At 47.7% G+C, this 12,911-nt stretch carries 10 protein-coding genes; 5 read left to right on the forward strand and 5 right to left on the reverse strand.

The genetic code is table 11. The features are described 5' to 3' along the window. Nucleotides 1-107 precede the first annotated feature (107 nt). Nucleotides 108-1,250, forward strand: coding sequence for a Fic family protein (locus C557_RS0102415; protein WP_169338198.1), 1,143 nt, complete (start codon nucleotides 108-110; stop codon nucleotides 1,248-1,250). A gap of 80 nt (nucleotides 1,251-1,330) precedes the next feature. Here C557_RS0102415 and C557_RS0102420 read toward each other — a convergent pair whose 3' ends face one another. Next, nucleotides 1,331-2,230, reverse strand: coding sequence for a LysR family transcriptional regulator (locus C557_RS0102420; protein WP_018750228.1), 900 nt, complete (start codon nucleotides 2,228-2,230; stop codon nucleotides 1,331-1,333). A 190-nt stretch (nucleotides 2,231-2,420) separates the two neighbouring features. On the opposite strand from C557_RS0102420, the gene C557_RS0102425 reads away from it, so the two are divergent. The 4 genes from C557_RS0102425 to C557_RS22815 are packed head-to-tail and all read left to right on the forward strand — an operon-like array spanning nucleotide 2,421 to nucleotide 7,002. Then, a complete protein-coding gene (locus C557_RS0102425) occupies nucleotides 2,421-3,539 on the forward strand; it encodes an ABC transporter substrate-binding protein (protein ID WP_018750229.1) in 1,119 nt (372 codons plus the stop codon). A gap of 11 nt (nucleotides 3,540-3,550) precedes the next feature. Beyond that, the gene (locus C557_RS0102430) at nucleotides 3,551-5,272 is read left to right on the forward strand and encodes an ABC transporter permease (RefSeq protein ID WP_018750230.1); all 1,722 of its coding nucleotides are present in this window, start codon (nucleotides 3,551-3,553) and stop codon (nucleotides 5,270-5,272) included. Nucleotides 5,273-5,291: 19 nt separating this feature from the next. Next, nucleotides 5,292-6,377: an ABC transporter ATP-binding protein gene (locus tag C557_RS0102435; protein ID WP_040676286.1), complete on the forward strand. Its 1,086-nt coding sequence runs from the start codon at nucleotides 5,292-5,294 to the stop codon at nucleotides 6,375-6,377. Beyond that, a complete protein-coding gene (locus C557_RS22815) occupies nucleotides 6,346-7,002 on the forward strand; it encodes a metallophosphoesterase family protein (protein WP_240472902.1) in 657 nt (218 codons plus the stop codon). Before C557_RS0102435 ends, C557_RS22815 begins: the two co-directional genes overlap by 32 nt. A gap of 41 nt (nucleotides 7,003-7,043) precedes the next feature. Here C557_RS22815 and licT read toward each other — a convergent pair whose 3' ends face one another. The 4 genes from licT to C557_RS0102460 form a co-directional block, all read right to left on the reverse strand. Beyond that, on the reverse strand, nucleotides 7,044-7,889 hold the full coding sequence (gene licT / locus C557_RS0102445; protein ID WP_018750233.1) for a BglG family transcription antiterminator LicT: 846 nt from the start codon (nucleotides 7,887-7,889) through the stop codon (nucleotides 7,044-7,046). Nucleotides 7,890-7,967: 78 nt separating this feature from the next. Beyond that, nucleotides 7,968-9,416 carry a glycoside hydrolase family 1 protein gene (locus C557_RS0102450; protein ID WP_018750234.1) on the reverse strand — a complete coding sequence of 483 codons (1,449 nt, stop codon included), beginning with the start codon at nucleotides 9,414-9,416 and terminating at the stop codon, nucleotides 7,968-7,970. A gap of 1 nt (nucleotide 9,417) precedes the next feature. Further along, nucleotides 9,418-11,325, reverse strand: a complete 1,908-nt coding sequence (locus C557_RS0102455) for a beta-glucoside-specific PTS transporter subunit IIABC (protein WP_018750235.1) — start codon at nucleotides 11,323-11,325, stop codon at nucleotides 9,418-9,420. A 371-nt stretch (nucleotides 11,326-11,696) separates the two neighbouring features. Then, nucleotides 11,697-12,521 carry a TerC family protein gene (locus tag C557_RS0102460; protein ID WP_018750236.1) on the reverse strand — a complete coding sequence of 275 codons (825 nt, stop codon included), beginning with the start codon at nucleotides 12,519-12,521 and terminating at the stop codon, nucleotides 11,697-11,699. Nucleotides 12,522-12,911 lie beyond the last annotated feature (390 nt).

Consider the following 12,911-nt stretch of genomic DNA (forward strand, 5'->3'; position numbering starts at 1 on the left):
TCTGTTCATTAGGGAGGAGGAGGAGAATGAAATACTTACACAAGGTTTTTCATGAGAAGAGCGCTAGCGAATTCGAGAAAACCTATGATGCCCGGTTCCACTCTGAGATGGCTATCCATGTAGATTTAAGCATTAAGCCCATAAATCAGCGTCACACCTATGAATTGTTTTATATTCCATCCAATGGTATGTTGCATATGATTGAGGATTTACATATTACTTCTAATCTATTGGCCCAAACCTTTAATACACTACCTTCTGTAGCGCAGCAACAATTCATTCATGAATGTTTAATTGATGAATTGTATAATACCAATCAGCTTGAGGGGGTCACAAGCACCCGGGAAGAAATTGCCCGAAGCACCCGGGAGGTCTTACTTAACAAGAAAACCAACCAAAGATTCGATAGTATGATCAAGTCATACTTTCATTTATTAAGTGATGATGTTCGTTTGCCAAGCACCCCCAAGGACATTAGGCAAATTTATGATGATATAACAAATGGGGAGATTGCAGCACACGAGCTGCCGGATGGAGCTATTTTCCGAGCAGAAGCTACTTATCTTCTAAAAAAGTCAGGATCGGGAAAAGTAATTCATGAAGGAATTACCCCGGAATCTGAAATTATCAACTTAACCCAGCATTGGCTGAAATTTATGAATGACAACCATGAGGTTCCCCATCTAATTAAAGTAGCTATCGGGCATTTCTATTTCGGCTATATCCATCCGTTTTATGATGGAAACGGAAGGACCTCCCGGTTTATCAGCAGTATGTATTTGACCAAAGGATTAGGAAGTATTTCAACACTATCCTTGTCCAGAGGGTGCAACATCTATAAACATAAATATCTGGAGGCCTTTGAAATCGCGAATAGCATTCGCAGCCATGGAGAAATGAATCATTTTATTGAATGCTTCCTTAAAATTATGATTGATACCTTGGAGCAAATGAACAGCGAGCTCAAGGAAAAAAGTCAGTTGTTGCTGATGGCAGCGGAGAAGCTTAGAGAAGAAGCCAAATTGAAGGAACTGACGGAGAGCCATAAAGAGCTGATGTTTACTCTGGCTCAAAATCATTTTTTTGATTCCCATACGGGTCTTACGATTAAGGAGCTTTCCGATATTTTCGGCAAATCGCCTGCCACGATAAGAAAAATAATAAAGGATCTGCTCGATGTGTCACTTATTGCACAACGGGGAGAGCGCCCTGCTTATTTTTATATTCCAGCAAAGTATTTTGAAAGCTAAAAGAAGTATAAAAAACGGTGCTGTTCCATCAGGAACGGCTACCGTCATTGTACTCAATGATACACCTCTTTTTTCCCCAGTCAGCGCTTGCCCTCCCACTCCTCCTCCATAGCCCTCCAGAACATTCGCATCGCCGGGCTGGCGAGCTTATTCCGATGACGCACAGCATAGATGAACCGCTGCTCCGCCCAGCCAGGAATTCTCCGGACAATCAAATGTCCTTCGGCCTGCTCCGTCCCAATACCTGCCTCGGCAACCATGCCGAAACCGATTCCATGCATGACGGCTGATTTCAGCGCTGCGGAGCTGGATACCTCCATGGTTATATTTAATGGAATACCCTGTTGATCCGCCCAGCTGTCAATGAGCCTGCGGCTGATTGAGCCTTCTTCATGGGAGATGAAAGGGTAAGAAGCTATATCCTCGGGCGACAGCTCCTCTATGGCAGCAAGCGGATGCCCGGGATAACAAATAAGAACCAGATCATCCCTCTTCAGCGGCAGCACAATGAGATCAGGATCCTCAATGGAGGTCTGCGAGATGATACCCAGATCAAGCTCGTATTTTTTGATTTTCTCCAGGATAAAAGGGGCCGGTCTGACGTCGAGAAGAATGGCTAGACCAGGATTGCTTTGTTTAAGCCGCTCCAGTAGTGGTGGGAGCATGTATGTAGCAGGTGTATGCGTGCTTCCTATCGCCAGCTTCCCCGCGTGAACTCCCTGATACACGGCCATGACTGACTCGGCTTCCGCAGATAACGCACTGATCTGAGCAGCATAATGATAGAAGGCTCTCCCTGCTTCGGTCAATTTAATCACGTGGTACGACTTTGTATGGAACAGGGATACCCCAACTTCTTCTTGTAGCTTATTCAAATGGAAGGTCACCGTTGGTTGTGTAATGTTTAGCTTTTGCGCCACTAAATACAGCTTTTGCAGTTCAACGGCCAGTACAAAGGCTCTCAACTGCTGCAAGTTCATAAGAGCTCCCCCTATAGATGATCGTTCAAAATATAAGATTGATATTATCAATCTTAATTTATATATTATAGATTTTATTTAACTTTATATTAACGTGGGGTTAATTTTTGGATGATACGAGCTGGATAGACTGGAGTAGTAAACAAAGAAGCGAAAGAAATTAAATTTAATACACAAATTGGAGGGTGACATGAAAACAAACAGCAAGAACAAAAGTCTACTAATGATGGTGCTCGTATCCGTCATTCTGCTGCTCTCGGCTTGCGGGAATAACCCCGGTGACTTGAAGGGCAACGATAAGAACGCGGGCCAGTCAACAGCTAATCATTCTCCACAAGAGACGACTTCAACGGAGCCGTCCACAGGGACTTCTGAAGACACGGGCAAAACGATTTATTTATACGGCAACGATTTTGTTGACTTCATTGCGCCCAAATTTGCGGAAGAGACCGGCTACAAAATAGAAGCCGTTCACTACGGCGGTGGCGAAGCATTGGCCAAAATTGAGGCTGAGCAAGGCAACCCGCAATGGGATGTCTTGATGATGGACGGGCACGGCTCCGTACGGAATTTAGCCGACCGCGACTTTTTGCTAACCGGCTGGCAGCCGGATAATCTTGCCAATCTGTCTGAGCTTGGCACTTCGTACGTTCCAAGCGATCTCGCTTATTTCCCAATAGGCCTGCACGCCTCCGGTGTCATCGCCTATAACACAAAGCTGGTCACTGCTGATCAAGCGCCTGAAACCTGGGATGAATTCTTTGCCTTCCAGGGCCCCGTTGGACATGCTGATCCGGCAGTCGCCGCCCCTGCTTATCCGCTTGTATCTGCTTTGTTCGAGAAATGGGGAATTGAAGAAGGAAAGGCCAAATACGCTCAACGTTTTAAGGATGGCTTGCACATTTATCCCAAGAATGGTCCGGTTGGCAAGGCATTGCTCAGCGGAGAAATTCAGGTAGCCGCCCTGCAAGAGCATAATGCTTATGAGTTAAAAATGACGGGCGAGCCGGTTGAAGTTATTTGGCCGGAGGAAGGCGCACCGGGAAGCTTGCGCGTTGCTGCCATCAGTAAGGACACGAAAAATCCGGCAGCAGCCAAGGCCTTTGTCGAATATATGCTTAAACCGGAAACCCAGAAAATGCTGACCGAGCTCGAATCTACACAAAGCTTCTTCACCCCGCTGGTTAAAGGTGTTGAAGGGCGAACCGAACGTGAACCAAACGGTAAGTTCTTGTTGCCATCAGCCGAATGGGCAGCAGAGCATGAGGTTGAAATCAAAACCTGGTTCGCCGATCAAAACGTAAAGTAGGAGCCCTTAAGATGAAATCTACGGAAGCACATTGGGGAGGCACGGTTACGTTCCTCCTCTTCCTTTTCATTTTTCTGCCACTGCTGGCTGTTCTCATTAATGTTGTCTTTCCTGGCTTTTTCTTTGGAAAGCTGGAATATGGCGGGTTCGGCCTCATTACTGAAATTTTTCACCGCCCACTATGGCGGCAGTCGCTCTGGAATTCGGTATTGCTCGCCCTGGGCTCCGCTACCTTTGGAACCATGATAGGCGGGGCTCTCGCCACGGTGCGTGCCAGATGGAATTTCGCGGCTGGCCGGCTGCTGGATACAGCAGCCTGGCTGTTGCTGATCGCTCCATCGTTTATGATTGCTCAAGGTTGGGTGCTGTTCGCCAATGCCGACGGTCTGGTCCATCAATGGCTTGGCTGGACCTGGGTCACATCGTTTATTTTCCAGCCATCCGGGCTTGTCTTTGTTATGGCGCTCAGCAAATTTCCACTGGCCTATTTGGCAATTGTTTCCGCCACAGAATGGAATGTCCGGCAATTTGGCCAAGCAGCCAGACTGAACGGCGCCAAGCCTTTTACCGTCTGGAGAACCGTCGATTTCCCTCTGGCTCTGCCTTCTTTTCTTGCTGGCTGGACGCTGGTATTTATGGATACCATCGGGGATTTCGGTCTTCCCGCCGCTCTCGCGACCGTCTATAAATTCCCGACGTTGACCTACTCCATTTATTCGGCTATTTATCAATCGCCTGTTCGTTTTGATATGGCTGGAGTGTTAGCCTTTTATCTTGTTATTCTGCTCGCTCTTGCCATGGCGTTGCTATTCTTCGCTTTACGCCGCTCGCGCTTTGACTTCCTGAACGCCAAAGCCGTCCGAACGGTTAGAGAGAAGCCCCGGCATGCCTGGGCCTACAACCTTGTGATTGGCGGATTCCTGCTTATCTGTCTAGGCATCCCGATAGGGACCAGCGCTGCGGTATCCTTGCTTAAACAGATGGGAGAAGGACTTGCCGCAGGAAATCTGACCCTGGAGCATTACTTTAATCTGTTCAACGGCGTAGCTGGTGATCATCGGTTGCTTGAGTATGTAGAGGGACTCTATCATTCGTTAACGATTGCAGCGGCCGCAGCTGTATTCAGCATGTTAATCGGCTTCGTCACTGCCTATGTATTAAGCTTCACGGAATCACGCTTCAAGTCGGCACTGCAATTGTTTTCCGTCATTTCACTGGCTGTTCCAGGGGTTGTACTCGGGATAGGATATATCTTCATCTGGAATCAAAAGTGGCTGGAGCCACTAGGCCTTCACTTGTATGGCACACCGGCATTACTGGTCATTGCCGGAATTGCCGGAGCCATTCCCTACGCAGTGCGCGTGCAAATGGGTTCGTTCGGAGCACTGTCAGGCACCATGCTCAAGGCTGCGGCCATTCAGGGGGCGGGTGTGTTGGATCGAATGCGGCACATTGTACTGCCGCTCGTACGTCAGTCGCTGCTCATGGCCACGCTGGCCTCGTTTGGCACTAGTATCTTCGATCTGGCTCTGGCTTCCATGCTGAAGCCCGCGAATTACTCGCTAATGCCGCTAGTCATTGATCGGGCCTTTGAATTTTCCAGATACGGGTATGCAACTGCTGCTACTGTAGTCAGCTGCCTGGTCGTTGTATTGCTGATTGTGGCGTTGCAAGCAGCGGGAAAATGGCTATTTCGACGTTTGGACGGTCAACGCAACCAAGAGATAGTGTAGGAGGGTTATTCACTTGAGTATGATTTTAAAGCTGAAGGACGTTTCAAAAGCATATGGCGCGCAGCAAGTGCTAAAGCCCATTTCATTCGAGGTCCAAGAGGGCGAACGCATCTGTATCCTGGGTCCATCCGGTTGCGGGAAATCGACGCTGCTCCAGCTTGTAGCTGGATTGACCCGGATTGATGATGGTGAGATCGAAATAAACGGGGTTACCGTAGAAAAGGGAAAGGGACGTTATGTGCCTCCTGAACATCGACCCATTAATATGGTATTCCAGGATTATGCCCTGTGGCCGCATATGTCCGTGCGGCAAAATATTGAATACGGTATGAAACGGCGCAAAGTCAACAAAACCGAAATGCCAAGCCGTCTGGAGCATTTGCAATCGCTACTGAAGCTGGACGGACTGCTGGAACGGCTGCCAGCCCAGCTATCCGGCGGCCAACAGCAGCGGGTAGGGATCGCACGGGCACTAGCGACAAGCCCCCGGCTGCTGTTAATGGATGAGCCGTTGTCCAATCTGGACGTCAAGCTGCGGACAGATATGCGCGGGGAGCTGGCCAGTCTGCTCAGAGAACTGTCTATTGCCACTCTCTATGTAACGCATGACCGCATGGAGGCATTCACCATCGCCGATCGAATTCTGGTGCTCCGGGAAGGCCGCATTGATCAAATCGGAACGCCAGATGAGTTGTTTGAACGTCCAGCTACCCCGTGGGTAGCGCAACTGATGGGCTATCACAACCGATTAAGAGTTCAATTTGCAGCTCACGGGAAGCTGGCTACGCTGGCAGCAGACACCCCGATTCAGGGAGTGCAGATAACTCCCGGCGCCTATTCAGGAGAAGGAGTTATGATGCTTCATCCAGAGAACCTTGCTGTTTGTCAGGATCATTTGCCGACTAATGATAATCTATTTGAAGCGGAGTTGTTACAGGCCATCTATGAGGGCACAAGATGGAGATTCATTGTGAAGACCGATGACGGGCAATCTCTCCATTTATTTCATGACAGGAGGTTAGAGCCGGGCGCCCGGTTGACCCTTCGGGTTCCTGCGCAGAATGTCATGCTGTATGCAGCTCGCGCTATGGCGGGCGATGAGTAGAGTGTTTGCTGTCTCCGATATTCACGGCTATGGTCATTTGCTGGAATATCTGCTGAATCTTGCAGGGTATAATCCACAAACAGATCGGCTATTCCTGCTCGGTGATTATGTAAATAAAGGGCCGGATTCTGTAGGCACTTTAGATCTGGTGCATAAGCTATGTACAGATGGAGCCATCGCCCTTCAGGGAAATAACGAGCGCAAGTGGCTGAACCAAGTGCCAAGCAATACCGCTGAACCTAGAGCGGCTTCAACCTATTACCAGGAGTTGATCGCCAGGATGCCGCTATGGGCAGATTATGAACGTTTTCTGTTTGTTCATGCGGGCTTGCGGCCAGGCATTTCACTAGAGGAACAAACTCCCGAGGATTTAACAGAGATACGCGAGCCCTTCTTCAAGGCCCCCGGCCCGCCGGGCAAAATCGTCGTATTTGGCCATACCTCTACTTACCGCTTTGGCCTGCAGCCAGACCACTTGTGGTTTGGGGAGGGCAAGCTAGGTATAGACACCGGGGCTGGTCACGGCTATTTTTTGAGTCTGGTCGAGTTGACGGAAGGCTGGCAGTGGTCGGTATCCGCCTTACCACCATACAACGTAGGAACGACCAGATTTATCCTGGAATAAATCATAAATATGAGAGCCGCACTATGCTGACTGCGGCTCTTCTACATCTTCGTCTCGTTCATCAGCAGACGACTTATATGAATCGTTAGATAAATCTGCTCTTCCTTCGTTAATTTAAATTTGAACGTCTTCTCAATATAGGATGTGATCACAAGCGTGCATTGGTGCTCCTTAGCAAAGGTTGAACTGATGTTGTCATAAAGGAAGAAATCACCGGAATCAACAGCTCGATCATCTAGTAAACGCTGAGCCAGGAATTGCAAATGTGTCACAAAGCGTGAGTAATTGATAGAATTAGTATCAAGTTCTATGGCGAAGAAGTGGTTAATTATTTTTGTGACGTCCTTGACAAAGGTGGTCGCAAAAATGATGTCCTGCAAATTCCCTTCGCTATTTTGCGCATTCACGATATGAAAGGCGATATTGCCCGCCTCTTCTTCGGGCAGATTCAGTCCGAGACTCTTCTCGATCTCATTGAGGGCTAACAGACCAATCTCAAATTCCTTGGGATAAAACTTTTTGACCTCCCACAGCAGCCGATTCTGCAATGTAATTCCCGACTTGAAGCGCTCTATCGCTAAATGCAAGTGATCTGTTAACGACACATAAACGGAATCAAAAAGCTTTACCCCTAACTTTTTCTCCGCCACCTCAACGATTCTCCGGGTAATCTCCAGGTATTCTGGAGGAGTATTTTCCAGCAATTTAATCAGATTTTGCGACACGGACTGATCCTCAAGAACATATACCTTTTCCACCTGGGAAGAGTCGATGCGATTGCCTACCTTGTTGTTATAGCCAATGGCTTTGCCCATGACCACAACATCTTCCCCACTATCCTTCACGGCAAGGACAATACTGTTATTCAGAATTTTAATAATTTTCATGACTATTATTAAGCTGCCTCCTTTAACATGCATAAACTCAGGGCCTTGATCACAGGCCCTGAGTCCATCTGGCTGGAGTTAAAGCTTCTCTCCGTTGCTTGCAATGACTTCCTTGTACCAGTCAAACGATTTTTTCTTGATTCGTCTCAAGCTCCCGGTACCATCATCGTGCTTGTCCACATAAATGAAGCCATAGCGTTTTTTCATTTCACCCGTACCCAGGGAGACCGAATCGATACACGCCCAGCTTGTGTAGCCAATCAAGTCCACGCCCTCAGCAATGGCCTGCTTCATTTCCTTGATATGTTTTCTTAAATAATCAATTCGATAATCATCATTAATCTTCCCATGCTCATCCACGGTGTCCACGGCACCCAGTCCATTTTCTGCCACAATCAATGGCACCTGGTAACGGTCATACAAGGTATGCAGGGTGTAACGCAGTCCAATCGGATCAATCTGCCATTTCCATTCGCTCTCCTGCAGGTAAGGGTTTTTAACTCCCCCTAACAGGTTCCCGCCTGTCTGCTCCTGATTCGGATCGGAGCTTACGCAGACCGACATATAGTAACTGAAGGACGTAAAATCCACCGTTCCCTCACGCAAAATTTGCTCATCCCCAGGCTCCATATGGAGGTCAACTCCCTCCTGCTGGAAGAAGAGCCGGGAGTAGGATGGATAGTATCCACGGTGAAGCACATCGGAGCAAAAGTAAATTTTCATCTGCATTTCACGTGTCGCCAGCATGATATCCTCCGGATTACATGTCAGCGGGTAAAACGTGAAGTGGGTCAGCATTGAGCCAAATTGAAAATTCGGATTAATCTCCTTGCCTTTTTTGACCGTTAAGGCCGAAGCCAAAAATTGATGATGCAGCGCCTGGAAGCGCAATTGGGCATTGTCTTTGGTCAAATCAATTAATTCGCCGCTCTCATCATATATAATGCCCCCTGCCTGATAGGCTTTTAGCGGCAAGGTAATGCAATTGATCTCATTAAATGGCAGCCAGTATTTAACATCATTTTTATACCGCTCCATAATGAGTCCGGAATAACGCAAATAGTGATCAATCATTTTTCTGCTCGCCCAGCCATTAATCGTCTTGGAAAGGTGAAACGGAAATTCATAATGCGCAATCGTAACCAAAGGCTCGATATTGTATTTCTTCAACTCCGCGAAGATGCGATCATAGAACTCAAGACCCTGCTGATTCGGCTCCAATTCATCCCCATTGGGGAAGATTCTCGTCCAATTGATAGAGAACCGGAACACTTTGAAGCCCATCTCGGCAAATAACTTGATATCCTCTTCATATCTGTGATAGAAATCAATCGCCTCATGAGTAGGGTAACGCTCTGCCGGGTCCAATTCTAAAGTAATTCTGCGCTTCTTGTTGATGGAGCCCCCGGTATACATATCGAGAGTGCTGACTCCTTTGCCATCCTCATTCCAGGCCCCTTCAATTTGGTTGGCCGCTGTTGCTCCTCCCCAGAGGAATCCTTCCGGGAATTGATATAAGTTAGTCATCCTAGACCTCTCCCTTTGTTAAAGTCATGATCACATCGCCAGGCTGGACTTTTGGCGAAATAGTTGGCGTTATATTGGAAAAATGCTCCGTATTCGTTATAACCATCATCGTTGTTGTGTCCAGACCAAACTCCTTGATCGCATTCAGATCGAATTCAATCAGCTTGTCTCCCTTGGAGACAGTATCTCCCGTATTGACAAAAGCCTTGAAGCCAGCGCCCTTCATCTTGACGGTATCGATGCCGATATGAATCAGCAACTCCACGCCATTATCCGAGACAAGACCCAGAGCATGCTTGCTCTTGTACAGCGGAGAAACCGTACCGTCCATAGGCGCATAAAGAACAGGATGCTCAGGTATAAAGGCCACCCCTTTCCCCATCATCTCCTGGGAAAACACTTCATCTGACACCTCGCTGAGCGGAACGCTTTGGCCCTGAATCGGGGCATACAGCTCCACCGTTTGCTGCTTGACTGCGGACTCCGGCTGGGTGAATGCACCCGTCTTCGGCTCGGAAACCGGGGGGCTTTTCACAGCTTGTACGTCTGGATCCGCAGGCTCATTAAATCCAACAATCCTAGCGATAATGAATGTAGCTATAAATGAAATAACCAGCGTCAAAATCGCGATAAGGAAGTTATTTCCTTCCCCGACGAACATCGGGAGTGAGGCAAACCCGGGGCCTACAGGAACATAGGCTTTCAGCTGCATCAGACCGGCAAATATCCCGGCAATCCCCGCCCCGGCCATAGCAGCATATAGGGGCTTCTTCAGCTTCATCGTAATTCCGTAAAGCGCCGGCTCGGAAATACCAAAGGAGGCCGTTACCGCTGACGAGACAGCAAGCTGACGCAAAGACTTGCTCTTGGCGCGCGTTGCTACGGCAAGCGACGCCGCACTCTGGGCAAAGTTGGAGCACAGATGCGCAACCAGAATCAGCATATCATACCCCGGGTTGGCAATGGTTGAAACCATGATCGGAATGAAAACCTTATGGATGCCCAATGATACAAAGATGGGCATTAATACCGCCAGAATCGCGACTGCAATAAAGCCAACGTGCTGCTGAATTAGCAGAATTCCCTGTGTCAATCCATTACCCAGAAAAACACCAATCGGTCCCAGCGCCAACAATGCTACCGGCCCTGTAATTAAAATCACGATCAGCGGACTAAGAAACACCTTTACTACATTAGGTGAGACTTTATCAGCGAACCGTTGAATATAGCCCATGAACAGGACAATCAAAATAATCGGTACTACTTGTCCACCATAGTTGGCCGGGGTTACTGGAATACCAAACAACTTGAGCGGTTCACCTGCGGTGAGCAGCTCGGTAATCTTAGGGTGCAGCAGTGCAGAACTCACTACCATCGCCAAAGGCACACTGGATTTGAACTTAACTGCCGTCGAATAAGCCACCAGAATAGGCAGGAAATAAAATGCTGCGTCTGCCAGATTGTTAAGTATGTTATAGGTTTGTGAATCCTTAGATAAGATTCCCGTCATCGTACAAAGCAACAGAACGACTTTAAGCATCCCTGCTCCAGATACGGCAGGAACCAGCGGTTGAAATATAGCTGAAATAATATCAAAAATGGAGCTGGCACTAAATTTCTTCTTGGCCGATGGTGTACTGGAGCCAGAGGATCCTTCGGTTCCTCCTGGAACGCCCGATCCTAATTCCTTATAAACATAGCTCACGTTATTCCCAACAATAACCTGAAATTGTCCGCCACTATTTACGACGCCAATGACTCCATCGATGGCTTCTATCTCTGTCTTATTGGCTTTAGCATCGTCCTTTAGTGTAAATCTTAATCTTGTAGAGCAGTGGTATACATTTTCAATATTCTCATGCCCGCCAACACCCTTTAGGATGTTAGCTGCTGTCTGTTTGTAGTTCATTGTGATCCTCTCTTCCTGAATAATTTTGAAAACAAAAAGGCTTGAATAAAGTAGGGGACAGCACATCACATGTACCATTCCATACTTTATCCAAGCCTTGCCTGCATTATCAGTAACACACTTGGGAAATATGAAGTTAAATTTTATGAAGACATCTTTTTGCCTATTCCGGAATAAAGCGATTTCATCTGCCTATCAGCATCATACAGGATGTCCATGTAAAAGTAAAGACCCCTCTTACAACAAATCAGTTGCATATATCAGGTAAAATTTCCATTTATTAAAATCATCTATCTTCAGCCTTCCCAGCCCTGTTTGACCTATCAGCAGCACAAGCTGCCAATAGGTCAGGGGCTAGCCAAAGAGCAACGTTATACCTGGCTGTCTGCCTGGGGAACCTCAAGCTTCTCGCCAGAGGTGGTTTTCTTCTCATCCTTATCCTTGGACAAAAACCAGCCCGCCGCCGCAATTGCAATCAGCACTATATAGAAGGTCAGCTTCCATGCCGGGCTTTTTGCAAAGCTCTCGGGGATCATGGCCAGGGCTGGATGCGCCATCGTATAAACTGCCAGCTTGACACCTACCCATCCTACAATGATAAACGCGGCAATCTCCAGACCGGGCTTGCGTTTTAACAATCCTACAAAAAGGTTGGCCGCAAAGCGCATAATGATCATCCCGATAAATCCGCCGAGGAAGACAACCAGAAACTGTCCGCCATCCATCCCGCCGATGCTCGGCAAAGACGTATCAGGCAATACTACAGCCAAGGCTACTGCAGCCAGAATAGAATCCACAGCAAAGGCAATATCGGCTAATTCCACCTTTAGCACCGTCATCCAGAAGCCCGCCTTCTTCTTGGTCGAACCGGCTCCCATTGCATTTTCCTGCTCAGGCTCCAACTTCTTCAAGAAGACTTTGCGAATAATGTGATTGAGTGAGATGAAGAATAAATATAGCGCGCCAATGGCTTGCACCTGCCACACATTCACCAGGAACGAAATAATGAACAAGGATAGCAATCGGAATATAAAGGCGCCGGCCAGACCATAAAACAATGCCTTCTTCCGCTCTTCGTCCGGCAAATGCTTGACCATAATTGCCAGTACCAACGCATTGTCAGCAGCCAGCAGTCCCTCCAGCACAACGAGTACAATGAGTACCCAAGCATATTCCATGAAAATTGATAAATCCATTTTACCACTCCCCTATCTTTCTAGTGTTGATTACAGCTACTTCAACCTTCTTCAGCCTTTCTCTCTTGCTTCTTCCGGCTGTTCTCCCACCTCCAGCTAGCCCGCAGACTTGGATAACCTGGCCTCCCCCATGAGCCGTTATAACCAAAAAGGCCCCTGCCTATTTCCGGCAGAGACCTTAACAAAAGAGACCTCTGCCGTCATGGCAAAGGTCTCGCTAACAACGTAATGTTGCCAATAAAGCCGAGGATTCACATCCCGTAATGACGACTTTACTGTACAGCTACTCCCCTTTGGAGTTGTTATCTTATTTTGTATCATAACATCTCTCTTGGATATAGGGAATACCTTGCGAATAATTTTATTTTGAAAGTTGAAAGAGCCAGGCCT

Source organism: Paenibacillus sanguinis 2301083 = DSM 16941 (assembly GCF_000374825.1).
GTDB classification, from domain to species: Bacteria; Bacillota; Bacilli; order Paenibacillales; family Paenibacillaceae; genus Fontibacillus; species Fontibacillus sanguinis.